This window comes from Elioraea sp. Yellowstone (genome assembly GCF_006704265.1).
GTDB lineage: Bacteria > Pseudomonadota > Alphaproteobacteria > Acetobacterales > Acetobacteraceae > Elioraea.
The window spans coordinates 1-23,978 of record NZ_VIKA01000046.1 but is presented as its reverse complement, the minus strand read 5'-3'; the positions used below and the strand labels follow the sequence as shown (position 1 = coordinate 23,978).

The 23,978-nt window shown below is 72.3% G+C and carries 24 protein-coding genes; 20 read left to right on the top strand and 4 right to left on the bottom strand.

The window, feature by feature from the left end; all coding sequences use genetic code 11:
• Nucleotides 1–325: 325 nt before the first annotated feature.
• The 3 genes from FK498_RS08830 (at nt 326) to FK498_RS08820 (ending at nt 4,146) form a co-directional block, all read left to right on the top strand.
• Nucleotides 326–2,134 carry a transglycosylase domain-containing protein gene (locus FK498_RS08830; RefSeq protein ID WP_141853661.1) on the top strand — a complete coding sequence of 603 codons (1,809 nt, stop codon included), beginning with the start codon at nt 326–328 and terminating at the stop codon, nt 2,132–2,134.
• Nucleotides 2,135–2,186: 52 nt separating this feature from the next.
• Nucleotides 2,187–2,462, top strand: coding sequence for a DUF2312 domain-containing protein (locus FK498_RS08825; RefSeq protein WP_141853658.1), 276 nt, complete (start codon nt 2,187–2,189; stop codon nt 2,460–2,462).
• 79 nt (nt 2,463–2,541) lie between these two features.
• Complete coding sequence (locus FK498_RS08820) at nt 2,542–4,146, top strand: peptide chain release factor 3 (protein ID WP_141853656.1); 1,605 nt, start codon at nt 2,542–2,544, stop codon at nt 4,144–4,146.
• Nucleotides 4,147–4,205: 59 nt separating this feature from the next.
• Here the strand turns inward: FK498_RS08820 and FK498_RS08815 are convergent, their stop codons facing one another.
• Nucleotides 4,206–5,207, bottom strand: a complete 1,002-nt coding sequence (locus tag FK498_RS08815) for a GntR family transcriptional regulator (RefSeq protein ID WP_141853654.1) — start codon at nt 5,205–5,207, stop codon at nt 4,206–4,208.
• Between the two features lie 122 nt (nt 5,208–5,329).
• On the opposite strand from FK498_RS08815, the gene FK498_RS08810 reads away from it, so the two are divergent.
• The 3 genes from FK498_RS08810 to FK498_RS08800 are packed head-to-tail and all read left to right on the top strand — an operon-like array spanning nt 5,330 to nt 8,119.
• A complete protein-coding gene (locus FK498_RS08810) occupies nt 5,330–6,325 on the top strand; it encodes a C4-dicarboxylate TRAP transporter substrate-binding protein (protein ID WP_141853652.1) in 996 nt (331 codons plus the stop codon).
• A gap of 29 nt (nt 6,326–6,354) precedes the next feature.
• Nucleotides 6,355–6,828: a TRAP transporter small permease gene (locus FK498_RS08805; RefSeq protein ID WP_141853650.1), complete on the top strand. Its 474-nt coding sequence runs from the start codon at nt 6,355–6,357 to the stop codon at nt 6,826–6,828.
• 4 nt (nt 6,829–6,832) lie between these two features.
• Nucleotides 6,833–8,119: a TRAP transporter large permease gene (locus FK498_RS08800; protein ID WP_141853649.1), complete on the top strand. Its 1,287-nt coding sequence runs from the start codon at nt 6,833–6,835 to the stop codon at nt 8,117–8,119.
• Between the two features lie 90 nt (nt 8,120–8,209).
• Here the strand turns inward: FK498_RS08800 and galE are convergent, their stop codons facing one another.
• Nucleotides 8,210–9,235 (bottom strand): UDP-glucose 4-epimerase GalE, encoded by a 1,026-nt coding sequence (gene galE / locus FK498_RS08795; RefSeq protein ID WP_141853647.1) that lies wholly within the window; start codon nt 9,233–9,235, stop codon nt 8,210–8,212.
• A gap of 253 nt (nt 9,236–9,488) precedes the next feature.
• Between galE and FK498_RS08790 the strand changes: the two genes are divergently transcribed.
• Genes FK498_RS08790 through FK498_RS08775 form a run of 4 tightly spaced genes read left to right on the top strand, consistent with a single transcriptional unit; the run spans nt 9,489 to nt 13,479 of the window.
• Nucleotides 9,489–10,502 carry an ABC transporter substrate-binding protein gene (locus FK498_RS08790; protein WP_141853645.1) on the top strand — a complete coding sequence of 338 codons (1,014 nt, stop codon included), beginning with the start codon at nt 9,489–9,491 and terminating at the stop codon, nt 10,500–10,502.
• A complete protein-coding gene (locus FK498_RS08785; RefSeq protein ID WP_141853643.1) occupies nt 10,499–11,314 on the top strand; it encodes an ABC transporter ATP-binding protein in 816 nt (271 codons plus the stop codon). Before FK498_RS08790 ends, FK498_RS08785 begins: the two co-directional genes overlap by 4 nt.
• Entirely contained in the window at nt 11,311–12,168 is an 858-nt protein-coding gene (locus tag FK498_RS08780; RefSeq protein WP_141853641.1) for an ABC transporter permease, read from the top strand. The genes FK498_RS08785 and FK498_RS08780 overlap by 4 nt, the downstream gene beginning before the upstream one ends.
• A gap of 6 nt (nt 12,169–12,174) precedes the next feature.
• Nucleotides 12,175–13,479: a cytosine deaminase gene (locus FK498_RS08775; RefSeq protein WP_141853639.1), complete on the top strand. Its 1,305-nt coding sequence runs from the start codon at nt 12,175–12,177 to the stop codon at nt 13,477–13,479.
• Here FK498_RS08775 and FK498_RS08770 read toward each other — a convergent pair.
• Both FK498_RS08770 and FK498_RS08760 read right to left on the bottom strand, forming a co-directional pair.
• A complete protein-coding gene (locus tag FK498_RS08770; RefSeq protein ID WP_141853637.1) occupies nt 13,466–14,047 on the bottom strand; it encodes an NAD(P)H-dependent oxidoreductase in 582 nt (193 codons plus the stop codon). The two genes, FK498_RS08775 and FK498_RS08770, sit on opposite strands and share 14 nt — an antisense overlap.
• 184 nt (nt 14,048–14,231) lie before the next feature.
• Entirely contained in the window at nt 14,232–15,020 is a 789-nt protein-coding gene (locus FK498_RS08760) for an N-acyl homoserine lactonase family protein (protein ID WP_141853633.1), read from the bottom strand.
• Nucleotides 15,021–15,162: 142 nt separating this feature from the next.
• Between FK498_RS08760 and FK498_RS08755 the strand changes: the two genes are divergently transcribed.
• The 10 genes from FK498_RS08755 to FK498_RS08710 all read left to right on the top strand — a co-directional run.
• Nucleotides 15,163–16,275 (top strand): isocitrate/isopropylmalate dehydrogenase family protein, encoded by a 1,113-nt coding sequence (locus FK498_RS08755; RefSeq protein ID WP_141853631.1) that lies wholly within the window; start codon nt 15,163–15,165, stop codon nt 16,273–16,275.
• Nucleotides 16,276–16,333: 58 nt separating this feature from the next.
• Nucleotides 16,334–16,888 carry a dCTP deaminase gene (dcd, locus tag FK498_RS08750; RefSeq protein ID WP_141853629.1) on the top strand — a complete coding sequence of 185 codons (555 nt, stop codon included), beginning with the start codon at nt 16,334–16,336 and terminating at the stop codon, nt 16,886–16,888.
• A gap of 17 nt (nt 16,889–16,905) precedes the next feature.
• Nucleotides 16,906–18,168 (top strand): UDP-N-acetylglucosamine 1-carboxyvinyltransferase, encoded by a 1,263-nt coding sequence (gene murA / locus FK498_RS08745; RefSeq protein WP_141853627.1) that lies wholly within the window; start codon nt 16,906–16,908, stop codon nt 18,166–18,168.
• A gap of 101 nt (nt 18,169–18,269) precedes the next feature.
• A complete protein-coding gene (locus FK498_RS08740; protein WP_141853625.1) occupies nt 18,270–19,433 on the top strand; it encodes an OpgC family protein in 1,164 nt (387 codons plus the stop codon).
• Nucleotides 19,430–20,170: an SGNH/GDSL hydrolase family protein gene (locus FK498_RS08735; RefSeq protein WP_141853623.1), complete on the top strand. Its 741-nt coding sequence runs from the start codon at nt 19,430–19,432 to the stop codon at nt 20,168–20,170. Before FK498_RS08740 ends, FK498_RS08735 begins: the two co-directional genes overlap by 4 nt.
• A 56-nt stretch (nt 20,171–20,226) precedes the next feature.
• Entirely contained in the window at nt 20,227–20,928 is a 702-nt protein-coding gene (gene hisG, locus FK498_RS08730) for an ATP phosphoribosyltransferase (RefSeq protein WP_237560890.1), read from the top strand.
• Nucleotides 20,925–22,217 carry a histidinol dehydrogenase gene (gene hisD / locus FK498_RS08725; RefSeq protein WP_141853621.1) on the top strand — a complete coding sequence of 431 codons (1,293 nt, stop codon included), beginning with the start codon at nt 20,925–20,927 and terminating at the stop codon, nt 22,215–22,217. Before hisG ends, hisD begins: the two co-directional genes overlap by 4 nt.
• A gap of 116 nt (nt 22,218–22,333) precedes the next feature.
• Complete coding sequence (gene infA / locus FK498_RS08720) at nt 22,334–22,552, top strand: translation initiation factor IF-1 (protein ID WP_114374839.1); 219 nt, start codon at nt 22,334–22,336, stop codon at nt 22,550–22,552.
• Complete coding sequence (locus FK498_RS08715) at nt 22,549–23,178, top strand: nucleoside triphosphate pyrophosphatase (protein WP_141853619.1); 630 nt, start codon at nt 22,549–22,551, stop codon at nt 23,176–23,178. The genes infA and FK498_RS08715 overlap by 4 nt, the downstream gene beginning before the upstream one ends.
• The coding region (locus tag FK498_RS08710; protein WP_202614790.1) for a ribonuclease E/G at nt 23,154–23,978 on the top strand (825 nt) is incomplete at its 3' end. The genes FK498_RS08715 and FK498_RS08710, both read left to right, overlap by 25 nt.

The following is a 23,978-nucleotide window of genomic DNA, read 5'->3' as shown; positions in this document are numbered from 1 at the left end:
GACCTTGCAAACGCGAATACCTCTTCAAGCTGGAGACGCGAGGAATCGTGCGAGGTTCCGCGTTCTTCACGGGCGACTACGTAGGGCGGTGACGGAGGCACTCCGCCCGCACCATCAGGGCCGCCCCTCGGCGGACAGCCTGTCAACTGCCAGGTCTCCCACTGCCCCCAGCGGAACAGCCACAGCACCACCCGATCGGCGTCCATCACCAGATCGACGCGCCAAGCGGCTTCCGCGCGTCTTCTGCCCGGCCTGGACAGCACCTCCGCGATGGCCGCGCGGCAGCACGCGCTCGCCGGCGGCAGTCGCATGATAAGCAACACCCATGGCGCGCACCGCCCGAGTCGCCCCGAAGCGCAGGCCGGCCGCCCGGCGTGCGCCGCGCCGGCGTTTCCGCCTCCTGCGCCTCGGCGTGCTCTGCGCGCTGTGGATGTCGATCGTCGCCGGCGTCGTCATCGCCTGGCTCGCCTGGGACCTCCCGCACCCGGCGCAGGCGCTCGAGCGGACGCGCCGGCCCGGTGTGACGCTGCTTGACGCCGAGGGCGGGGTCCTCGGCCGGTCGGGCGACCTCTACGGCGAGACGGTGCGGGTGGCCGATCTGCCCGGCCATGTCGCCGATGCCGTCATCGCGATCGAGGACCGGCGTTTCCGCAGCCATCACGGCATCGATCCGATCGGCCTCGCGCGGGCGGCGATCGCCAACCTGCGCGCCGGCCGGATCGTCCAGGGCGGGTCGACCATCACGCAGCAGGTGGCGAAGAACCTGTTCCTGACGCCGGATCGCTCGTTCCGGCGCAAGGGACAGGAGCTGCTGCTGACCCTCTGGCTCGAGCGCGCCTACGACAAGGACGAGATTCTGGGCGTCTGGCTGAACCGGGTCTATCTCGGCGCCGGCGCCTGGGGCGTGGATGCGGCCGCGCGGCTCTATTTCGGCGTGCCGGCGCGCCGGCTCACGATCTGGCAGGCTGCGGTGCTGGCCGGGCTGCCGCGCGCGCCATCGCGCACGAACCCGCGCGCCGATCCCGAGGCGGCGGTCGCGCGCGGCAAGGTGGTGCTGGCGGCCATGGTCGAGGCCGGGCTGCTCTCCCCCGACGCCGCACGCCGGGCAGAGGCCGAGGCGGCGCGCGGTTTCGCCCCGGCCCCGCCGCGCGGCGCCGGCTGGTTCGCCGAATGGGCGCAGGACCGGCTTGGCGGCCTGCCGACCGACCAGGGCGCGGACCTGCTCCTGCGCACCACGCTCGATCCGCGCCTGCAGGCGCATGCCGAGGCGCGGCTCGCCGCGCTGCTCGCGGCCGAGGGGGCGCGGCTGAACGTCAACCAGGGCGCGGTGGTGGCGCTCGAGGCCGAGACCGGCGCGGTGCGCGCCATGGTGGGCGGACGCGAGGCGCGCGCGGGCGGCTTCAACCGCGCGGTCGCCGCGCGGCGCCAGCCGGGCAGCGCCTTCAAGCCCTTCGTCTGGCTGGCAGCGCTGGAAGCCGGTATGACGCCGGAGACGGTGTTCGAGGACAGGCCGGTCGCGATCGGCGCCTGGCGACCGGAGAACATCGACGGGCGGTTCCGCGGCCCCGTCACGCTCACCGAGGCGCTCGCGCAGTCGATCAACACAGTGGCGGCGCAGATCGTCGCCGAGGTGGGGGTCGGCCGCGTCCTCTCGGCGGCGCGTCGGGTCGGCATCGTCTCCGACCAGCCGCGCGATGCGACCATCGCTCTCGGCACGGGCGATGTGGGCCTGCTCGAGCTTGCGGCCGCCTATGCGCCCTTCGTCAACGGCGGACGCGCGGTGGTGCCGCACGGCGTCGTGCGCGCCGAGGCTGGCGGGCGGACGGTCTGGCAGCGCGAGACGAGCAGCGTGCGCGCGCTGCCCGAGGCGCGGGCGGCGGCGATGGCGGCGATGCTGCGCGAGGCGGTGGTGCGCGGTACCGGCCGGGCCGCGGCCCTCCCGGGCCGCACGGTCGCAGGCAAGACCGGCACCACGCAGGAGTTCCGCGATGCCTGGTTCGTCGGCGCGGTCGACGGGCTGGTGATCGGCGTGTGGCTCGGCAACGACGATGCAAGCCCGATGCGCGGCGTCACCGGCGGCGCCCTGCCCGCACGGCTGTTCCGCGAGATCGCCGCCGGTGCCTCCGGGCCTTGATCCGCCCCGCCCGCCCCGCTATCCGACGCGGCCCCGGCGAGAGGAGCACCGCATGGCCAAGGCCGCCGAGAAGCCGAAGACCGACGATCAGACCTACGGCATCGCCGCCGATCGGCTGCGCAACCTGGTCGAGCGGATCGAGCGGCTGGAGGAGGAGCGCCGTGCGCTCGCCGGCGACATCAAGGACATCTATGCCGAGGCGAAGTCGGCCGGGTTCGACGTCAAGGTGATGCGCCAGATCATCCGCCTGCGCCGGCAGGACCAGGCGGAGGTGGAAGAGCAGGAGACCCTGCTCGACCTCTACAAGCGCGCGCTCGGGATGGCGTAGCCGCCCCGCCGCCCGCAGGGGGGATGTTCGAAGGCCGCGCTGGCATCCGCGGCCGGGCTCCGGCATGGTGCCGGCCATCATGCATGATGGACCTGTCCCGGCTCGGCCTGCGACCCAGGCCGCGAGTCCCCGACGCACCTTCGCGATCATCGCCCACCCCGATGCCGGCAAGACCACCCTCACCGAACGGCTCCTGCTCGCGGGCGGGGCGATCCGGCTCGCCGGCGAGGTGAAGGCGCGCGGCGACCGCCGGCGCGCCCGCTCCGACTGGATGGAGATCGAGCGATCGCGCGGCATCTCCGTCACCTCCTCGGTGATGACCTTCGAGAAGGATGGCATCACCTTCAATCTGCTCGATACACCAGGCCACCAGGACTTCAGCGAGGACACCTACCGCACGCTGACCGCGGTCGATTCGGCGGTGATGGTGATCGATGCCGCCAAGGGCATCGAGAGCCAGACGCGCAAGCTGTTCGAGGTCTGCCGGCTGCGCGACATCCCGATCGCGACCTTCATCAACAAGGTGGACCGCGAGGGGCAGGACCCCTTCGCGCTGATGGACGAGATCGCCTCCGCGCTCGCGCTCGACACCGCGCCGATGACCTGGCCGGTGGGCATGGGCACCGGGTTCCGCGGCCTCTATGACCTCCGCGCGGACCGGCTGCTGCTGCCGGGCGAGGACGGCACCGCCGGCTATGCCCGTGCCGTCGCGGTCGCCGGACCGGACGATCCCGCGCTCGCCGCGCATCTGCCCGAGCACGCCTGCGCGACCCTCGCCGAGCAGGCCGAACTCGCCCTCTCCGCCTGCCCCGCGCCCGATGTCGAGGCCTACCGCGAGGGCCACCTGACGCCGGTGTTCTTCGGCTCCGCCCTGCGCGGCTTCGGCGTCGAGGCGCTGCTCGCGTTCCTCGCCAGCCACGCGCCGGGGCCGCGCGCGCAGCCGGCCGAGCCGCGCCCGGTCGATCCGGGCGAGCCGGCGACGACCGGCTTCGTGTTCAAAGTTCAAGCGAACATGGACCCGCAGCACCGTGATCGCATTGCATTCGTTCGGCTCTGTTCCGGGCGCTTCCGGCGCGGCATGCGGCTCACCCTGACGCGGACCGGGCGCGCGCTCGCGGTGCAGAACCCGATCTTCTTCTTCGCCCAGGACCGCGAGCTCGCCGAGGAGGCACATCCCGGCGACATCATCGGCATCCCCAACCACGGCACGCTCAGGGTGGGCGAGACCCTGACCGAGGGCGAGCCGATCCGCTTCACGGGCCTGCCCGACTTCGCCCCCGAGATGCTGCGCCGCGTGCGGCTTGCCGATCCGATGAAGGCAAAGCAGATGCGCAAGGGCCTCGAGGATCTCGCCGAGGAGGGAGTGGTGCAGGTGCTGCGCCCCCTTGTCGGTGCGGAGTGGATCGTCGGGGTGGTCGGCCAGCTCCAGCTCGACGTGCTGGAGAGCCGGATGCTGGCCGAATACGGCGTGAAGATCGCGCTGGAGGCGGCGCCGGCGGAGGCTGCGCGCTGGCTCGGCGGCGAGCGGAGCGAGGTCGCGCGCTTCGTCGAACGGCATCTGAGCGCGATCGCCGAGGACCGGGACGGCGACCCCGTGTTCCTCGCACCGAGCCGCTGGCAGCTGAACCGCGCGATCGAGGAGTGGCCGGCGCTGCGCTTCGGGGCGACGAAGGAAAGGCACTAGCAGGGGCGCGGACGGGGCCGGGAGGATCTTGCTCCAGCCGGCCGCGCCGCGCGGCCCGCCTACGGCATCCGCGCCAGATACGGCAGGGGCTCCGGCGGCGGCGCCTTCGCCACCTGATCGATCCGCGCCAGCGCACGCCCGAGCGACGCCTTCAGATGCGCCTCCAGCGCCACGGCGGCCTCCTCCACCGCGCCAGCCTCCAGCCGTTCGACGATGCCGAGATGCTCCGGCAGGAACGGCTCGGTCGGATAGAGCCGCGGCACCCAGTTGTAGAGGAAGGAGTGGGCGACCAGCAGCGACTGGTACAGCCGGAGCGACTCCATCATCGCCGCGCTGCCGCAGTGGCCGAGCAGCCGGACGTGCAGATCCGCCTCCAGCTCGTCCAGCGTCTGCCCATCCAGCGTCTCGGCCCGCGCGATCGCCGCCTCGAGCCGCCGCCGCAGCGCTGCGACGAAGCCCGCCGGCACCGCGGGCATCGCCTTCCTGAGCGCCACCGGCTCGAGAAGCCAGCGCAGCTCGTAGAGCTCCCCCACGTGATCCGGCGTCAGCGCCGGGGCATACCAGCGGAACCGCGCATCGCGCCGCACCACCCCGCGCTGGTGCAGCCGTGCGATCATCTCGCGCGCCACCGTCCTGCTGACCGCGTAGTAGCGCGCGAGCTCGGTCTCGATCACGCGCCAGCTCGCGAACGCCGTGCGCGCGACGATCGCGCGCTCGACCTCCGGATAGAAGCGCTGCCAGCTCGATGACGGCACGAGCCGCACCGGTTCGAGCGTCGCGACCGCCCTCGGCGCGGCCGGATCGCCGGTGACGACCCAGCCGCGTCCGGCCGTGCGCGCGACCAGTCCGCGCTCGGCCAGCCGCGCCAGCGCCTGGCGCGCCGGCGCCCGGCTGATGCCGAACTGGGCGGCGAGGCGCGATTCCAGCAGCACCGCGCCCGGCGGCAGTGCGCCGGCGGCGATCCGTGCCGCCAGGACCGTGAAGATCCGCGCATGCAAACGCGGCGCCGCACCAACCGGCGCGGCGCCGCCGTCGGTCGGTTCCGGCGCGTGATCCTGCATGGCTTGCCGCTCCGTCACTCTGTGGCTAGTGTACACACAAGACACAAACCGGCGCAGCATTCCTGCGCGGACGGCGTGTCCGGGCAACGACAACCGCCGGGTCACCGGGGAGAGGAGGAGACATGACGAGGTCCAGGATCGGTGTCGCGGCCGCGCTCGCGGCCCTGGTGGCGGCGGCAGCGCCGGGTGCCCCGGGTGCCGTGGCGCAGGAGCGTTTCACGCTCCGCTTCAACCACGTGCTCGGACCGAGCGAACCCTACCACCAGGGCTTCCAGACCTGGGCGCAGCGCGTGCGCGAGCGCACCAATGGCGGGCTCACCATCCAGGTGTTCCACTCCGCCCAGCTCGGTGTCGAGGAGGACATCATCGAGCAGATCCGCCAGGGCGCGAACATCGGCCAGAACACCGACAGCGCCCGGCTCGGCAACTACGTGAAGGGCATCGCCGTGATGAACGGCCCCTACTTCGCCGAGACGATCGAGGAGGTGGCGAAGGTCGCGGACTCGCCCACCGTGAAGGGCTGGGTGGACGAGCTCGCCACCCGCCACGGGCTGCAGGTGGTCTGCTTCGACTGGGTGCAGGGCGCGCGCCACTTCTTCACCAACAAGCCGGTCCGCCGGCCCGAGGACCTCGCGGGCCTGCGCATCCGCACCCCGCCCGCGCCGATCTGGCAGGAATCGATCCGCGCGCTCGGCGCCGCACCGGTGGCGATGGCGTTCGGCGAGATGTATCCAGGCCTGCAGCAGCGCGCGATCGACGGTGTGGAGCTGGTCTGGAACAACATCCCCGCCGGCCGCTTCAACGAGGTGCTGCGCTACGCCAACGAGACGCGCCACATCCTGCTGATCAACTTCCAGGTGGTGAGCGCCCGCTGGTTCCAGCGCCTGCCCGGCGACTATCAGGCCGCGCTGGTCGAGGAGTGCCGCAAGGCCGGGCAGGAGACCTCGCGCCGCATCGTCGAGCTCGAGGACAAGGTTCGTGCCGATCTCAAGGCCAAGGGCATGACGGTGGTGAGCGACGTCGACATCGAGGCGTTCAAGCGCGCCGGCGCGCGCGCCTACGAGGCGCTCGGCATCACCGACGCGCTCGCCGCGGTACGGCGCGACATGCGCCGCTGACGCGCCGGCGGTGACGGCAGGGTGGCCGCATGGCTGAGTTCTACCGCCGGCTCTGCCGGGCGGAGGCCGTCATCGCCGGAACGTTCCTGGTGCTGATGGTGGCGCTGGTGTTCACCGGTGGTGTGGCGCGCATGCTGCACCACCCGCTGAACTGGACGATCGACCTCGCCACCTGCCTGTTCGCCTGGGCCTGCTTCCTCTGCGCCGACATCGCCTGGCGCAACAATGCGCTGATCTCGATCGATCTGGTGATTGGGCGGCTCGCGTCGCGCTGGCGGATCGCGGTGATGCGGCTGAACTATCTGCTGATCTCGGCCTTCCTGCTCTACATCGCGATCGTGGGCTCGCATCTCGCCTGGGTGAGCCGCGCGCGTTCGTTCCAGGGCATTCCGGGCGTCAGCTACTCCTGGGTGACCGCGAGTCTGCCGGTGGGGGCGGTGTTGCTGCTGATCACGACGCTGCTCAAGCTGCGTGCGCTCGGCCGCGAGCCCGCGCGCGCCTGAGACGATGCTGCTCGTCGTGATCGCCTTCGTGGTGCTGATGCTGATGGGCATGCCCGTCGCCTTCGCGATCGCGATTTCGGGCGCGCTGTTCTTCCTCCAGAACCTCGACCTGCCGGTGTTCATCCCGGTGCAGGTGACCGTCTCGCAGACGCAGAACTTCGCGCTGCTGGCGATCCCGCTGTTCATCCTCGCCGGCAATTTCCTCAACAAGGCAGGCATCACGGCCCGGCTGCTGACACTCGCGACCGTGATCGCGGGGCGGATGCGCGGCGGGCTCGCGCAGGTCTCGGTTGTGCTCTCGGCGCTGATGGGGGGCGTGTCGGGCTCGGCGATCGCGGATGCCTCGATGCAGTCGCGCATGCTGGGCCACGAGATGGTCCGCCGCGGCATGAGCCGCGGCTTCGCCGCCGGCGTGCTGTCGTTCGGCGCGCTGCTGACGCCGGTGATCCCGCCCGGGATCGGCATGATCCTGTACGGCTCGATCGGCCAGGTCTCGATCGGCCGGCTGTTCGCGGCCGGCTTCGTCCCCGCCGCCCTGCTCTGGATGGCACTCGCGACCTCGATCGCACTGACCGCGCGCCGGCGCGGCTATCCGCCCGAGCGCGACACCGCGCCGAGCGCCGGCGAGGTGTTCCGCGCGTTCCGCGGCGGCATCTGGGCGTTGCTGTTCCCGGTCTTCCTGCTCGTCGGGCTGCGCATGGGCGTGTTCACGCCCTCCGAGATCGGCGCCTTCGCGGTCGTGTACGCGGTACTCGTCGGGGTTGCGATCCACCGCGAACTCCGCGGCCACTCCTTCGTCCAGGCGATGGAGCAGAGCCTGACCGATGTCGGCTCGGTGATGTTCCTGATCGCCCTCTCGGCGATCTTCACCTACGGCATCGTGCTGGAGCAGATTCCCGACCTGGTCTCCGGCGCGCTCACCGCCGTCTCCGAGGACGTCACCGTGGTGATGGCGCTGATCGTGCTGTTCGTGCTGGCGATCGGCTTCTTCGTCGACGCGACGGTGCTGATCATTATGCTCACCCCGGTCTTCCTGCCGCTCGTCCGCAGCCTCGGCGGCGATCCGGTGCATTTCGGGCTGGTGTTCATCATCGCCGCGACGATCGGCAACTTCACGCCTCCCGTAGGAGCGGCGATGTATGCGGTCTGCTCGATCCTGCGCGTGCCCGTGGGCGAGTACACGCTGGAATCGCTGCCGCTGCTCGCCGCGGTCTCGGCCGCGACACTCCTGCTGGTGCTCGCCCCGGGCGCCGTCACCTTCGTCCCGGACCTGCTGTTCGGCCCCGGCTAGAGCCGGTTCCGACCGGTCGGAACCGGCTCCAGGGGTTCCCCGGCGCGCATCTTCACCCGATCGGGTGAGTCCACCTGATCGGGATCTGCGCTAGCGCCGATCCGGACCGCCGCAGAGGGCCGCCTCTTCCCGGCCATACCCGTCGGGATGCGCCTGCCGCCAGGCCCAGGCATGGGCGATGATCGTCTCGAGATCAGGATGGCGCGGCGTCCAGCCGAGCTCCTCGCGGATGCGCCGGCTGGAGGCGACCAGCACCGGCGGATCGCCCGCGCGGCGCGGCCCGATGACGTGCGGCACCGCACGGCCGGTGACGCGCTCGGCCGCCGCGATCACCTCGCGCACCGAGTATCCGGTGCCGTTGCCGAGGTTGTAGCGCACGCTGCGGTCCGCCAGCGCCTCGACCGCGAGGAGATGCGCCTCCGCCAGATCCGCCACATGGATGTAGTCGCGGATGCAGGTGCCGTCCGGCGTCGGATAGTCGTCGCCGAACACGGTGAGCGGCGGCCCCCGCCCGGCCGCCGCGTCCAGCACGCGGGGGATCAGGTGCGTCTCCGGCCTGTGGTCCTCGCCGAGCCGCCCGCCGGGATCCGCGCCGGCGGCGTTGAAGTAACGCAACGCGGCCGAGCGCAGCCCGTGGATCCGCTCGGCCCAGAGAAGCGCGCGCTCGAGCCAGGCCTTGCTCTCGCCGTAGGGCGAGCCGGGATCGACCGGCTCCTCCTCCGGGATCGGGATCGTCCCCGGCGCGGCGAACAGCGCGGCGGTGGAGGAGAGCACGAAGCGCCTCACCCCGTGCGCGACCGCGGCCTCGATCAGCGCGAGCCCCTCGCGCGCGTTCTCGGCCATGTAGCGGTAGGGCTCGCGCATCGACTCGCCGACCAGCGAAAGGGCTGCGAAGTGGAACACCGCGCGGAACGGGCCGTGCGCGAAGGCGCGGGCGAGCGCCTCGCGGTCGCCGATCCGGCCGCGCACCAGCAGCGCGCCCTCGGGCACGGCCGCCGCATGGCCGGTCGAGAGATCGTCCAGCACGACGACGCGGTCGCCGCGCGCGAGCAGGGCGAGGACGAGATGGCTGCCGACGAAGCCGGCGCCGCCGGTGACGAGGTAGGTCTCAGGCATGGGGCGCCTTGTGCGGGAGGATGACGGCAAGAGCGCGGCGGCGACCGCCCCCCCCTCCGCCGCCTTCACGGGGCAGGCCCTGCCGTCCGACCCGGCGGCCTGCCCGGATCGCGGGCAGTGCCGGGGCCGAAGTGCCTCGGCCGCGCGCGGAGCCTTCCGGCACGGCGATTGCACACCATCTGCCGCAGCGCGGAGGATTGCGCCCGGCTCCGCCTTGCGCGACACCCCGGGCGACAGACAGGGAGCGGGACCGATGAGGACGAAGTGGCGGATCGACCGGCGCCGGGCGCTCGGGCTTCTGGGCGGCGCGGCACTCGTGCCGGTGGCGGGCGCGCGCGTCTCGGCGCAGACGCTCGACCGGGTGAGCTTCCAGACCAACTGGCGCGCCCAGGCCGAGCACGGCGGCTACTACCAGGCGGTCGCGGCAGGGATCTATCGCCGCTATGGCATCGAATGCGACCTGCGCATGGGCGGGCCGATGGAGAACCCGAGCCAGCTCCTGCTCGCCGGACGCGTCGACATGATCATGTCGAACGGGTTCATCGCCCTGAACTACGTGCGCGAGAACCTGCCCTTCCTGACCATCGCCGCGGTCATGCAGAAGGACCCGCAGGTGCTGATCACGCACCAGGGCAACGGCATCGAGCGGTTCGAGGACATGAAGGGCAGGCCGATCCTGGTCAGCCCGGAGGGGCGCGTCACCTACTGGCCGTTCCTGCGCGCGAAGTTCGGCTTCACCGACGACCAGATCCGCCCCTACACCTTCAACCTCGCCCCCTTCCTTCAGGACAGGGGCGCGATCCAGCAGGGCTTCCTCTCCTCCGAGCCCTATGCCGCCGAACAGGCGGGCGCGCGGGTGAAGGTCTTCCTGATTGCGGATGCCGGCTACGAGAACTACCAGACCACGATCAACATCAGCCGCCGGATGGTCGCCGAGAAGCGCGACCTCGTGCAGCGCTTCGTCGACGCCACGATGGAGGGCTGGACGCAGTACATGCGCCGCCAGGACATCGAGGCGGCGAACCGGCTGATCATGCGCGACAACCCCGAGATGACGCAGGACAAGATCGACTACGCGATCGACGCGATGAACCGCCACGGCATCGTGCTCTCGGGCGATGCCGAACGGCTCGGCATCGGCGCGATGACGCACGACCGCTGGGAGCGGTTCTACGCGACCATGGTCGCCGCCGGCGTCTATCCGCCAGGCCTTGCGATCCGCAACGCTTACAGCCTGGACTTCGTGAACCGCCGCGTCGGACTGTGAGCCAGCCGGCCCCGCCCGCCTCCGCTCCCTCGCCCGCGGTCTCATCCCGCCCGCTGGTCGTCCTGCGCGGGGTCGAGAAGCGCTACGGCGCGGGCACGCTCGCGGTCCGCGGCGTCGATCTCGCGATCGGCGCGGGCGACTTCGTCGCGTTGCTCGGCCCTTCGGGCTGCGGCAAGTCGACCGTGCTGCGCATGATCGCCGGGCTGATCGCGCCCTCTGCCGGCACGATCGACTGGCCGCAGGCCGCACACGACGCCGCCGGCGTGGCGCAGCCGCGGCTCGGCTTCGTGTTCCAGGAGCCGACGCTGATGCCCTGGACCACGGCGGTCGGCAACGTCGCCCTGCCGCTCCGGCTCGCCGGCGTCGCGCGCGCCGAGCGGCTCGCGCGCGCGGCCGAGGCGCTGCGCCGCGTCGGGCTCGCCGGCTTCGAGCGCGCCTATCCGCGCGCGCTCTCGGGCGGGATGAAGATGCGCGTCTCGATCGCGCGCGCCCTCGTCACGCGCCCCGACATCCTGCTGATGGACGAGCCCTTCGCCGCGCTCGACGAGATCACGCGCTTCCGGCTGAACAACGATCTTCTGGAGATCTGGCGGCAGACCGGGGTGACGGTGGTGTTCGTCACCCACAGCGTGTTCGAGAGCGTCTACCTCGCGCGCCGGGTCGCGGTGATGGCGGCGCGGCCGGGGCGGATCGTACGCGAGATCGCGATCGATGCCCCCTATCCGCGCGGCGAGGCGTTCCGTACCTCGGCCGAGTACGCGGCCTTCTGTCGCACGGTCAGCGGCGCGCTCGGCGAGGCGATCGCGGCATGAGCGAGGCGACCCTGACCCGGCTCGCCGAGGAGCCACCCGCTCCGGCGGCCCGTCGTGCGCTCGGCCTGCCGGCCGGGACCTGGCCGCGCATCCTGATGCCGCTGCTGATCGGCGTGCTGGCGCTCTCGGCCTGGGAGATCGCGGTGCGCGTCAACGAGGTGCCGCACTACGTGCTGCCGCCGCCGTCCGTGATCTGGGCCACGCTGCGCGCCGACTGGGGAACGCTCTCGGCCTCGCTCGGGATCACGCTGCAGATCACCTTCGCCGCACTCGCGGTCGCGGCCCTGCTCGGGCTCGCGCTGGCGGTGCTGTTCGCGCAGTCGAAATGGATCGAGCTGTCGCTCTTTCCCTACGCGGTGGTGCTGCAGGTGACGCCGATCGTCGCGATCGCGCCGCTGATCATCGTCTGGGTGGACGACATCCGCCTCGCACTCCTGATCTGCGCCTGGATCGTCGCCTTCTTCCCGATCCTCTCCAACACCACGCTCGGGCTGAACTCGGCCGATCACAATCTGGTCGATCTGTTCCGCCTCTACCGCGCGAGCCGGTTCCAGGAGCTCGTGTTCCTGCGCCTGCCGTCTGCCCTGCCGCTCTTCCTCGCGGGCCTGCGCATCTCGGGCGGGCTCGCGCTGATCGGCGCGATCGTTGCCGAGTTCGTCGCCGGCACGGGCGGGCGGGCCTCCGGCCTCGCCTACCGCATCCTCGAAGCCGGCTACCAGTTGCAGATCCCGCGCATGTTCGCCGCCCTGCTGCTGATCTGCGCGAGCGGGATCGCGATCTTCCTCGCCCTCGGGCTGGTGCAGCATCTGGCTCTCCGCCGCTGGCACGAGAGCGCGCTCCGGCGCGAGGGGTGAGGCCTGATGACGTGGTGCGACATTCCCGCCGCAGGCGGATACTGGCTGCGCGACGCGCGCATCCCCGGCACGCCGGCCGAACGGCTGGAGCGTGTCGATCTCCGCGTCGTGGGGGGGCGGATCGCCGCGATCGTGCCTGCGGGCACGGCGCCGGACGGTCCCTCGCTCGACGGTGGGATGGCGCTGCCGTGCTTCGTCGATGTACACACACATCTCGACAAGGGGCACATCTGGCCGCGCAGCCCGAACCCCGACGGCACCTTCATGGGCGCGATCGGCGCCGTGATGGCGGACCGCGAGGCGCACTGGTCGGTGGAGGACACGCGCGCGCGGTTCGACTTCGCGCTGCGCTGCGCCCACGCGCACGGCACAGCGGCGATCCGCACCCATCTCGACACCTATCTGCCGCACGGCCGTACCACCTGGCGCGTGTTCGCCGAGCTGCGCGACGCCTGGGCCGGAAGGATCGACCTCCAGGCGGTGTCGATCTGCCCGATCGACCGCTTCGCCGGCGACGAGGGAGCGGCGATCGCCGGTCTCGTCGCCGATCACGGCGGCGTGCTCGGCTTCGTCACCCGCTTCAGCGGCGGCGGCCACGACGCGATCCCTCCCGGCTTCCAGGACCTGCTCGACCATGCCTTCGCGCTGGCCGAGGCGCGCGGGCTGGATCTCGACCTGCACGTGGACGAGAGCGGCGAGACGGCGGCCGCCACCCTGCCGGTCATCGCCCGCACCGCGCTCCGCCGCGGCTTCAGGGGACGGATCCAGGTCGGGCACGTCTGCTCGCTCAGCCTCCAGCCTGACGCGGTGATCGCGGAGACGATCCAGCTTGTGCGCGACGCCGGCATCGCCGTGGTCTCCTTGCCGATGTGCAACATGTACCTGCAGGACCGCGCCCCCGGCCGCACGCCGCGCTGGCGCGGCGTAACCCTGCTGCAGGAGCTCGCCGCCGCCGGCGTGCCGGTCTCCGTCGCCTCCGACAACTGCCGCGATCCGTTCTACCCCTATGGCGACCACGACATGGTCGAGGTGTTCCAGTCGGCGGTGCGGATCGCCCAGCTCGACCACCCGCTCGCCGACTGGCCGAACGCGGTAGCGGCGACGCCGGCCTCGGTCATGGGCCTGCCGGACCGCGGCGCGATCCGCGTCGGCCTGCCGGCGGACCTCGTCCTGTTCCGGGCCCGCTTCTGGCACGAGCTCCTCGCGCGGCGGCAGTCGGACCGGATCGTGCTGCGCGCCGGCCGGCCGATCGACACGACCCTGCCCGACCACCGCGAGCTCGACGCGCTGATGGTCCTCACCAGCGGCTGAAATGCTCGACCACGCGCGCGCGGAACGATGCGAGCTCGGGCGGTTCGCGCCTGTCCATGCGCGTCAGCGACAGCCAGTCCAGCCGACAGCCGCGCGCGCAGAGCCGGCGCAGCGCGCGCCCCACCAGCTTCCGGTCGGGCCGGCCGATCGCCCAGAGCAGCCACGACGGACTGCCATAGGTCGTCACGACAGCGATCCTGCGGATATTGGTCAGCAGCGGCTCGATCGCGCCCGGGCCCAGGCGGAAGGCGACACCCGGCAGCCACACCCGGTCGAACCAGCCCTTCAGCATCGCCGGCATGCCGTACCACCAGGTCGGATAGACCAGCACCAGCGCCTCCGCGGCGCGCAGGCTCGCGACGTGATGCGTCACGCCGTCGATGTTCGCCGCCTCGTCGTGGTAGCGACCCCGCTCCTCGGCCGAGAGCGCCGGGGCGAACCCTTCCGCGTAGAGATCGACGAGATCGACCAGGTGGCCGCGCGCCGCCAGCGCCCCTCGCGCGGCATCGCGGAGCGTGGCGCAGAAACTGTCCTCGCGCGGGTGGCAGTAGACAAGCAGGATGCGCATGCTGACTCCTGCGGCTGCTTGACGTCCCGGCGAGAATGGCACGAGATCGCGCCATGCCGGACAAGCCTCCGCCCATCCTGACCGCGCACGGCCGGGCCGAGGCCGAGGCGCGGGCCGCCCGCCGCGCCGCCGCGCTGCGCGAGAACCTCCGCAGGCGCAAGGCGCAGGCGCGCGCGCGTGCGGCTCAGGTGGCGGCGCCGGAGATCCGCGCCGCCACCCCCGCCAAGCCCGGGCCCGCCGAGGGATAGCGGCGGATCACCGCCGGATCGTGGCCCGGCACCACCCGGTTCGCATCCCCGCCCGCCGCGCGGATCAGCCGCTGGTAGCCCTCCAGCACCGCGCGCATGTCGTAGACGATCGGGAAGGGCTCGCCGGCCAGCGTCTCCCAGAAATGCGCGGCATCCGAGGCAAGCACGACGGGGCCGTCCTCGGTCTCGATCCGCGCCGACATCAGCCCCGCCGAGTGGCCGCCGATGCGCAGCAGCCGGATGCCCGGCCAGGGCTCGGCATCGCCGTCGTAGAACACCAGCCGGCCGTCGTAGAGCGCGCGCACCAGCGCCGTGACGTCCTCGCACAGGAACGGCTTGCGCAGGTGTGCGTGCAGCATGCAGCGGCCGGTGGCATAGGCCATCTCCGCATCCTGCACATGGAAGCGCGCGTTCGGGAAGGCGCCGATCCCGCCGGCATGGTCGTAGTGGAAATGCGTGATGACGACGTCGCGCACCGAGGCGGCGTCGATGCCGATCGCGGCCAGCGCCTCGGCCGGGGTGCGCTCGTAGGTGGCGCCGCGCGAGGCGGCGAGGTCGCGCGCGAAGCCGGTATCGAACACCACCGCCTGGTTGCCCCGGCGCGCGGCCCAGACGTAGTAGAAGATCGGGTGCGGCGTGTCGTGCAGGTCGTCCTGCACGATGAAGTGGTTGCGCCGCCGCCGCCCGGTGTTCTCGGCGTACTTGACGGCGAACACCTCCCACATCCGCGCCTCCTCTGCCGCCGCGCCGGCCGGCGGGGATCGCCGCGCCGGGACGGGGGGCGAGGATGCGCGGTCCGCGGGCTGGCGGCAATCCGTCGGATGACGTATGCGTCGGTCCGCTGCCCTCCGACCGGGAATGCGCCGCATGATCCCCCGTTTCCGCATCGCCGTGCTGCCGGGTGACGGCATCGGGCCGGAGGTGATGGCGCCCGCCCTCGCCCTGCTGCATCGCGCGGCCGAGCGCGTCGGGCTGGCGCTGGCGACCGAGGAGCATCAGGCGGGGGCCGCATGCTGGCGCGAGACCGGTGAGGCGCTGCCGAAGGCGACCATGCAGGCATGCAGGACCGCGGATGCGATCCTGCTCGCTGCCATGGGCGATCCCGCGATCCGCTACCCGGACGGCACCGAGATCGCGCCGCAGCTCGATCTTCGTTTTGAACTCGGTCTGTATGCCGGCATCCGTCCGGTGCGGGTGATCCCGGGGGTGAAGACCCCGCTCGCCGACCCCCGTGCCTCCGGCATCGACCTCGTCATCCTGCGCGAATCCACCGAGGGCCTGTTCTGGTCGCGCGGCCGCGGCGAGGTGCGCAACGACGCCGAGGCGCGGGATACGCTGGTGATCACGCGTGCGACCACGGCGCGGCTGGCCGACTTCGCGTTCAGGCTTGCCCGCGCCCGGCGCGACCGCGGCGGCAAGAACCTGGTCACCTGCGTCGACAAGGCGAACGTGTTCACGTCCTTCGCCTTCTTCCGCCGCGTGTTCGACGAACGCGCGGCGGCGCATCCGGACGTGCGCGCCGCCCACCACTACGTCGACGCGATGGCGCTCGACCTCGTGCGCCGGCCCTGGGCGTTCGACGTGATCGTGACCGAGAACATGTTCGGCGACATCCTCTCCGATCTGGGCGCGGCGCTGATGGGCGGGATGGGGTACGCCCCCTCGGCCGATGTCGGCGATGCGCATGCAGTGTTCCAGCCCTGCCACGGCTCGGCTCCCGACATCGCCGGCAGGGGCGTCGCCAATCCGACCGCGATGATCCTCTCGGGGGCGATGCTGCTGGAGTGGCTGGGCGAACGGCACAGCGAGCCCCGGGCGGTCCGGGCCGGGTCCCTGCTCCGGCGCGCGGTCGATGCCGCCTTCGCGGGCGGCCGGCTCGTGACGCCGGAGCACGGCGGGACGGCAGGCACGCGCACGGTGGCCGAGGCGATCGGCGCAGCGCTGGCGGCGCTCGATCCGGGCGAAGCGGCACGGCCTTGACTCGCGGCGCCGGGCGTGGCCGGTGGCGCCCCACGTCACCCCGCCCCCGGACCCTGCCATGCCCGTCATGCCCGACACCTGGATCCGTCGCATGGCCGTCGAACACGGCATGATCGACCCCTTCGTCGAGAAGCAGACCCGCGAGGGGATGATCTCCTTCGGCCTGTCCTCCTACGGCTACGACGCGCGCGTCGGCCACGAGTTCAAGATCTTCACCAATGTCGAATCCGCGATCGTCGATCCGAAGGACTTCAATCCCGCCTCCTTCGTCGATCGCCAGGCGGAGGTCTGCGTCATCCCACCCAACAGCTTCGCGCTCGCCCACACCGTCGAGTATTTCCGCATCCCGCGCGAGGTGCTGGTGATCTGCCTCGGCAAGTCCACCTATGCGCGCTGCGGCATCATCGTGAACGTCACCCCGCTCGAGCCCGAATGGGAAGGTCAGGTGACGATCGAGATCAGCAACACCACGCCCCTGCCGGCCAAGATCTACGCCGGGGAGGGGATCTGCCAGTTCCTGTTCCTCAAGGGCGAGTCGGCGTGCGAGACGAGCTATGCCGACCGCGCCGGCAAGTACATGCGCCAGCGCGGCGTGGCCTTGCCCCGGCTCTAGGATCGAGGAGCTCCGCGATGGACAGGATCAGGATCCGCGGCGGCCGGCCGCTCTCCGGCATCATCCCGATCGGGGGGGCGAAGAACGCCGCCCTGCCGCTGATGGCTGCGGGCCTCCTGACCGGGGAGCGCCTCACGCTCGCCAACGTGCCGCGGCTTGCCGACATCGACACGATGTCGCTGCTGCTCGCCCAGCACGGCGTGGCGGTGGAACGGTGCGACAACGACGGCCGCACGCTGTCGATCGGCGGGGCGATCACCAGCACCGAGGCGCCCTACGACATCGTGCGCAAGATGCGCGCCTCCGTGCTCGTACTGGGCCCGCTGGTGGCGCGCTGCGGCGAGGCGCGGGTCAGCCTGCCGGGCGGCTGCGCCATCGGCACCCGCCCGATCGACCTGCATCTCAAGGGCCTCGAGCAGATGGGGGCGGAGATCACGCTCGAGGGCGGCTACGTCAGCGCGCGGGCGCCGAAGGGGCTCAAGGGGGCGCGGATCGTCTTCCCCTTCGTCTCGGTCGGGGCCACCGAGAACCTGCTGATGGCCGCCGCGCTGGCCGACGGCACCACCGTGCTCGCCAACGCCGCGCGCGAACCGGAGATCGAAGATCTCGCCCGCTGCCTGGTCGCGATGGGCGCGCGGATCGAGGGCATCGGCACGGACCGGCTGACCGTCACCGGCGTGCCCCGCCTGCACGGCGCCACCCACGTCATCATCCCCGACCGGATCGAGACCGGCACCTATGCCTGCGCGGCCGCGATCACCGGCGGCGAGGTGGTGCTGGCGAACGCCCGGCTCGACCACCTCGGCGCGGTGGTGCGCATCCTGCGCGAGGCGGGGGTGGAGATCGCGGAGGTGCCGGGCGGGCTGTCGGTGAGGCGGCTCAACGGGCTGCACGGCGTCGACGTGATGACCGAGCCCTATCCCGGCTTCCCGACCGACATGCAGGCGCAGTTCATGGCGCTCATGTGCGTCGCCGAGGGGGCGGCGATGGTCACCGAGACGATCTTCGAGAACCGCTTCATGCACGTGCCGGAGCTGAACCGCATGGGGGCGCGCATCAACGTGCACGGCGCCTCGGCGATCATCCGCGGCGTGCCGGCCATGTCAGGCGCACCGGTGATGGCGACCGACCTGCGCGCCTCCGTCAGCCTGGTGCTCGCCGGGCTCGCCGCCAGGGGCGAGACGGTGGTGAACCGGGTCTATCACCTCGACCGCGGCTACGAGCGGGTGGAGGCGAAGCTCGCCGCCTGCGGCGCGGTGATCGAGCGCATCCCGGGCTGACCCGCCGCGCCCGCCGGACGTCCGGAAGGCATGCCGCGCGGCGGCCGCAGCGTTGCGGAACCGTTCCCGACCGCTGCCCGCCGAGGCAGGATGGGTTCCTGATGCGCCACCTGATCCGCCAGAACCGCGACATCCGCGTCGACTTCTTCCGCGGCTATGCGTTGTTCTGCATCTTCATCGGCCACATCGCCGACCATGCGCTCTGGGTGATCACCATCCAGGTGCTCGGCCCCTCGGACGCGACCGAGACCTTCATCTTCCTCGCCGGCTACGCGGCCGCGATCGCCTACGGCCGCGCGCTCGACCGCCACGGCCTCGCCTATGCCGCGGTGGCGGTGGTGCTCAGGATCTGGAACCTCTACGTCGTCCACATCTTCATGTTCCTCGCCTTCGTCGCGCAGGTCTCGTGGAGCGCCACGCGCTTCGCCAACCCGGCCTATATCGAGGAGCAGAACGTCGGCGCCTTCCTGGAACAGCCGCACGAGGCGGTTCTCGACGCGCTGACGCTGCGCTTCCAGCCCGCCTTCATGGACATCCTGCCGCTCTACATCGTCGTGCTCGGGCTGTTCATCCTCTTCCTGCCGCTCCTGCGCCGGCCGGGCCGTCTGGTGGCGGTGTCGGGCACGCTCTATCTCGTCGTGCGGCTGACCGGGCTGACGCTCAAGACCACGACCGGCGACTGGTTCTTCAATCCCCTTGCCTGGCAGTTCCTGTTCATGATCGGGGCCGCGATCGGCGCGCTGCCGGAGGCGGAACGGGCACGGCTGCTGCGCCACCGGCGTATCCTGCTCGCGCTTGCGTACGCGGGCGCGCTCGCCGGGCTCGCGATCAGCGCGGTCTGGCGCATCCCCTCGGCCTACGGACTGCTGCCCGAGCCGGTCGCGCAGGCGATCCTCACCCGGATCGACAAGTCGTCGCTGCATCCGGCACGACTCCTGCACTTCCTCTCGCTCGCCTATCTCGCAAGCCGTCTGGTCAGGCCGGGCGCGGCCTGGCTGACCTCGGTCCCCGCCCTGCCCTTCACGCTGACCGGCCAGCACGGGCTTGCGGTCTTCGCGCTCGGCGTGTTCCTGTCGTTCCTTGGACGCATCATCATGCAGGAGCTCGACGGCTCGCTGCCGACGCAGATCGCGATCGCCGCGGGCGGGCTTGCGGTCATGGTGGCACTGGCGGCGGCCCAGGCCTGGTACGACGCGAAGGGGAGCGGCGCCCGGCGCGTCGCCCCCTTGGCGCCGCCGCCGCCGGCTGATAACCAGCCGTCATGAGGCGGAGGGCGGCGTGGCTGGCGCTGGTCCTCGCCGCCGCCCCGGCGGCGGCGGCCGCCGCCGACCGTTGCGCCGCGCCGGCCGAGTTCAGGGCCGCCGCCGGACCGCTGCGCAACGCGGCCGCCGCGATCGCAGCCTCGGGGCGGCTCGAGATCCTCGTCCTCGGCTCCGGCTCGACCACGATCGGCGGCACGTCGGCGCCAGCCAGGCTCTATCCCGCTCAGATGCAGGCCGCGCTCGCGCCGCTGCTCGAGGGTGTCGAGCTGCGTGTGACGACGCGCGGGGGGCGGGGGCTCTCGGCTGCCGACATGCTCCAGCTCCTGCGCGAGGCGCTGCGGCAGGACCGGCCCCGCCTGGTGATCTGGCAGACCGGCACGGTGGACGCCGTGCGCGGGCTCGATCCGGACGTGTTCCTCGCCACGATCGCCGCCGGCGCCGGCGAGGCGGCCGAGGCGAAGGCCGATCTCGTGCTGATGGACATGCAGTTCAGCCGCGCCGGCCGTGCAACGGTGAACTTCGGCCCCTACCGCGAAGCGATGCAGACCCTGGCCGCGACCGCCGAGAACGTCGCGCTGTTCCGCCGCTACGAGCTGATGCGCCACTGGGCCGAGGAGGGGCGGATCGATCTCGAGCGCGCCCCGCGCGCGGACTGGGCGAAGGAGGCGGACCGCCTGCACGCCTGTCTCGGCAAGGTGCTGGCCGCGACCATCGTCGAGGGGCTCCGCTTGGCGCGATAGCGCCATGCCGTGGGTGGGGTGGCGCAGCCGCCGGCGGCGATGCTACCACCGCCGTCGTGACCGTCCTGCTCTCCGCTCCGGCCGTGCCCGGCGGCCGCCTGCCCGACGCACCGCTCGTGCTCGCCCTGCCGAAGGGCCGCATCCTCAGGGAACTCGCCCCTCTGCTCGCGCGCGCCGGCATCGATCCGGCCCCCGACTACATTGACGAGGACAGCCGGCGGTTGCGCTTCCCCACCAACGACCGGCGGCTGGACGTCGTGCGGGTGCGCCCCTTCGATGTCGCCACCTTCGTCGCCTTCGGCGCCGCGGCACTCGGCGTGGTGGGCTCCGACGTGCTGATGGAGTTCGACTATCCGGAGCTCTACGCGCCGCTCGATCTCCGCATCGGGCTCTGCCGGCTCTCGATCGCGGCGCCACGCGGCAACGGCATCGCCGAGGACCCGTCCCGTTGGAGCCAGGTGCGGGTGGCGAGCAAATACCCCAACATCGCCCGCCGCCACTTCGCCGCGCGCGGCGTGCAGGCGGAGGTGATCGAGCTCTCGGGCGCGATGGAGCTGGCCCCTTCGCTCGGCCTCTCGCGACTGATCCTCGACCTCGTGCAGACCGGCTCCACCTTGCGCGCGAACGGGCTGGTCGAGATCGAGCACGTGGCCGACGTCTCCTCGCGGCTGATCGTCAACCGCACCGCGCTGAAGACGCGGCCCGAGCAGATCGGCGCCTGGATCGCGCGGTTCCGTGCCGCGGTGGCGGCGGGATGAGCGGTCCGCGCCGACTCTCCACCGCCGAACCCGGGTTCGAGACGGCCTTCGCGGCGCTGCTCGCCGGCCGCGACCAGGCCGTTCCCGGCGTCGCGCAGGCGGTGGCGGCGATCCTGGCCGAGGTGCGGGCGGAGGGGGACGCGGCAGTCGCGCGCCTGACCGCGCGCTTCGACCGGCTGGAGCTGACGCCCGATCGCTTCGCCGTCAGCGCCGACGAGATCGCGGCCGCCTGCGCGGCGGTGCCGGCGGAGCTGCACGCCGCACTCGATCTCGCCGCGCGCCGCATCGAGGCGTTCCATCGCGCGCAGATGCCGGCCGACCTCGCCACGCGCGACGCCGCGGGCGCGCATCTCGGCCTGCGCTGGGGACCGCTCGATGCGGTCGGCATCTATGTGCCGGGCGGCAAGGCGGCCTATCCCTCCTCGGTGCTGATGAACGCGATCCCGGCGCGCGTTGCCGGCGTGCGGCGCATCGCGATGTGCGTGCCCGCGCCGGGGGGCGTGCTGAACCCGGCCGTGCTGGCGGCGGCGAGGCGCGCCGGTGTGACGGAGATCTACCGCATCGGCGGCGCGCAGGCGGTGGCGGCACTCGCCTACGGCACGGCGACGATCGCGCCCGTGGACCGCATCGTCGGCCCCGGCAACGCCTATGTCGCGGAGGCGAAGCGGCAGGTGTTTGGCCGTGTCGGCATCGATTCGATCGCCGGCCCCTCCGAGGTGCTGGTGATCGCGGATGCGACGGCGCGGCCCGACTGGGTGGCGATCGACCTGCTCGCCCAGGCCGAACACGACGAGGCGGCGCAGGCGGTGCTGATCACGCCCGAGGCGGGGCTGGCGGGGGCGGTCGTCGCCGCGGTCGACCGGCTGCTCGCGACCCTGCCGCGCGCCGAGGTGGCCGGTGCGTCGTGGCGCGCGCACGGGGCCGTGATCCTGGTGCGCGACCTCGACGAGGCGGCGGACCTCGCGAACCGGCTCGCCCCTGAGCATCTCGAGCTCGCGGTGGCGGAGCCTGCGCCGCTGTTCGCGCGCATCCGCCACGCGGGGGCGGCTTTCCTCGGCCACCATGCGCCCGAGGCGCTGGGCGACTACGTCGCCGGCCCGAACCACGTGCTGCCGACCAGCCGCACGGCGCGTTTCGCCTCGGGCCTCTCGGTGTTCGACTTCCTCAAGCGCACCACGTGGCTGGCGTCGGACGCGGCGGCACTGGCCGCGATCGGCCCGGCCGCGATACGGATGGCCGAGGCCGAGGGTCTTGCGGCCCATGCGTTGTCGGTGTCGATGCGCCTGTAGCGGGATGAGGGCAGGAGAGGGCCCTGGCCCTCCGCCCATCTCCGCCCATCCTTGACCCTTGTTTTGCCGAGGATCATGTTCCCGGGCCAATCGGTTTTCCCTTGGAAAGAGGTCTGATGCCGAAAGAGGACATGATCGAGTTCGACGGCACGGTGACGGAGCTGCTGCCCAACGCCATGTTCCGCGTGAAGCTCGACAACGACCACGTCATCCTCGCCCATACCTCGGGCAAGATGCGCAAGAACCGGATCCGCGTGCTGGCGGGCGACCGGGTGAAGGTCGAGATGACGCCCTACGATCTGACGAAGGGCAGGATCACCTTCCGCTTCAAGTGACGGCCGCGTCGGCCCCCGCCGCGCGGCTGCGCGGCCCGTTCGTGCTCGCCTCCTCATCGCCGCGTCGGCGCGATCTCCTGGCCCAGATCGGCCTGGTGCCCGACGTGATCGCCCCGTCCGGGATCGACGAGACGCCACGGCCACGGGAACTGCCGGCCGCGCTCGCCCGGCGGCTTGCGCGCGCCAAGGCCGAGGCGGTGGCGGCCGCGCATCCCGGCGCGCTGGTGCTGGCGGCGGACTCGGTGGTGGCGGCCGGACGGCGCGTGCTGCCCAAGGCCGAGACCGAGGCGGAGGCGCGGGCGTGTCTGGCATTGCTGTCGGGAAGGCGGCATCGTGTCCATGCGGGCATCTGCGCGGTCGCGCCGGACGGACGGCGCGCGGAGCGGCTGGTCACCACCGTGGTGGCGTTCAGGCGGCTGAGCGAGGCCGAGATCGCGGGCTACCTCGCCACGGGCGAGTGGCACGGCAAGGCGGGCGGCTACGCGATCCAGGGCCGGGCCGCGCTGTTCGTGCGGTTCCTCGCCGGCTCGTACAGCGCCGTGGTCGGGCTGCCGCTCGCCGAGACCGCGGCACTCCTGGCCGGGCTCGGATATCCGGTGCCGTGGGTCGCCACGAACGGCTGCTGATCGCCTGCGCCCCCGGCGAGCGCCGGCTGGTCGGCCTCGCGCGCGGCGAGATCGTCGCGTTCGCCATCGAGCGGCCGCGCCATCCCGATCGGGTGGGCGAGGTGCACTGCGCCCGCGTGGCCGCGGTCGTGCCGGGGCTTGCCGGCGCCTTCGTGACGCTGGGCGACGGGGTGCAGGCCTTCCTGCCGGCCGAGGAGGCGGATCCGGACCGCGCGGAGGGCGCGCCCGTGCGCCCGATCGGCGCGCTCCTGCGCGACGGCCAGGCGGTGGCGGTGCGCGTCACCCGTGCGGCGATGGGCGGGAAGGGTCCGCGCGTCACGACGCGTCTGGAGGCGGCGCTGCGGGCCGAGGCGGCCTCCTGCGCGGCACCGGCGCTGCTGCATCCCGCACCGCCCCTCGCGGTGCAGTGGCTGCGCGGGTGCGTGCCGGCGGAGATCGTCACCGACGATGCCGACCATGCGCTGGCGCTGCGCGCGGCCCTGCCGGCGCTTGCGGGGCGGATCGCGGTGCACCGCGGGCCGGCACCGCTGCTCGACGCGGCGATCGAGGCGGAGCTCGCCACCCTCGCCGAGCCCGTGGTCGAGATCGCGCCCGGGCTCAGGCTGAGCATCGCCCTCACGCCGGCGCTGACGGCGATCGACGTGGATCTCTCCGGCGGCACCGGGCGCATCGCGGCGCGGCAGCGTCGCGCGGCCGCGAACCGCACGGCGGTGGCCGCGATCGCGCGCCAGGTGGTGCTGCGCAACCTCTCGGGCGTGATCGCGATCGATCTCGCCGCGCTGCCGGGCGGGCGCCTGTCA

What these genes read in the sequence shown, in the direction of transcription:
- FK498_RS08760 (WP_141853633.1), bottom strand. Translation starts at nt 15,020, where the DNA reads ATGTGGGAGGTGTTCGCCGTCAAGTACGCCGAGAACACCGGGCGGCGG.
- FK498_RS08755 (WP_141853631.1), top strand. Translation starts at nt 15,163, where the DNA reads ATGATCCCCCGTTTCCGCATCGCCGTGCTGCCGGGTGACGGCATCGGG.
- galE (WP_141853647.1), bottom strand. Translation starts at nt 9,235, where the DNA reads ATGCCTGAGACCTACCTCGTCACCGGCGGCGCCGGCTTCGTCGGCAGC.
- FK498_RS08820 (WP_141853656.1), top strand. Translation starts at nt 2,542, where the DNA reads ATGCATGATGGACCTGTCCCGGCTCGGCCTGCGACCCAGGCCGCGAGT.
- hisD (WP_141853621.1), top strand. Translation starts at nt 20,925, where the DNA reads ATGAGCGGTCCGCGCCGACTCTCCACCGCCGAACCCGGGTTCGAGACG.
- infA (WP_114374839.1), top strand. Translation starts at nt 22,334, where the DNA reads ATGCCGAAAGAGGACATGATCGAGTTCGACGGCACGGTGACGGAGCTG.
- FK498_RS08805 (WP_141853650.1), top strand. Translation starts at nt 6,355, where the DNA reads ATGGCTGAGTTCTACCGCCGGCTCTGCCGGGCGGAGGCCGTCATCGCC.
- FK498_RS08815 (WP_141853654.1), bottom strand. Translation starts at nt 5,207, where the DNA reads ATGCAGGATCACGCGCCGGAACCGACCGACGGCGGCGCCGCGCCGGTT.
- FK498_RS08800 (WP_141853649.1), top strand. Translation starts at nt 6,833, where the DNA reads ATGCTGCTCGTCGTGATCGCCTTCGTGGTGCTGATGCTGATGGGCATG.
- FK498_RS08790 (WP_141853645.1), top strand. Translation starts at nt 9,489, where the DNA reads ATGAGGACGAAGTGGCGGATCGACCGGCGCCGGGCGCTCGGGCTTCTG.
- murA (WP_141853627.1), top strand. Translation starts at nt 16,906, where the DNA reads ATGGACAGGATCAGGATCCGCGGCGGCCGGCCGCTCTCCGGCATCATC.
- FK498_RS08830 (WP_141853661.1), top strand. Translation starts at nt 326, where the DNA reads ATGGCGCGCACCGCCCGAGTCGCCCCGAAGCGCAGGCCGGCCGCCCGG.
- FK498_RS08825 (WP_141853658.1), top strand. Translation starts at nt 2,187, where the DNA reads ATGGCCAAGGCCGCCGAGAAGCCGAAGACCGACGATCAGACCTACGGC.
- dcd (WP_141853629.1), top strand. Translation starts at nt 16,334, where the DNA reads ATGCCCGTCATGCCCGACACCTGGATCCGTCGCATGGCCGTCGAACAC.
- FK498_RS08740 (WP_141853625.1), top strand. Translation starts at nt 18,270, where the DNA reads ATGCGCCACCTGATCCGCCAGAACCGCGACATCCGCGTCGACTTCTTC.
- FK498_RS08780 (WP_141853641.1), top strand. Translation starts at nt 11,311, where the DNA reads ATGAGCGAGGCGACCCTGACCCGGCTCGCCGAGGAGCCACCCGCTCCG.
- FK498_RS08775 (WP_141853639.1), top strand. Translation starts at nt 12,175, where the DNA reads ATGACGTGGTGCGACATTCCCGCCGCAGGCGGATACTGGCTGCGCGAC.
- FK498_RS08735 (WP_141853623.1), top strand. Translation starts at nt 19,430, where the DNA reads ATGAGGCGGAGGGCGGCGTGGCTGGCGCTGGTCCTCGCCGCCGCCCCG.
- FK498_RS08770 (WP_141853637.1), bottom strand. Translation starts at nt 14,047, where the DNA reads ATGCGCATCCTGCTTGTCTACTGCCACCCGCGCGAGGACAGTTTCTGC.
- FK498_RS08810 (WP_141853652.1), top strand. Translation starts at nt 5,330, where the DNA reads ATGACGAGGTCCAGGATCGGTGTCGCGGCCGCGCTCGCGGCCCTGGTG.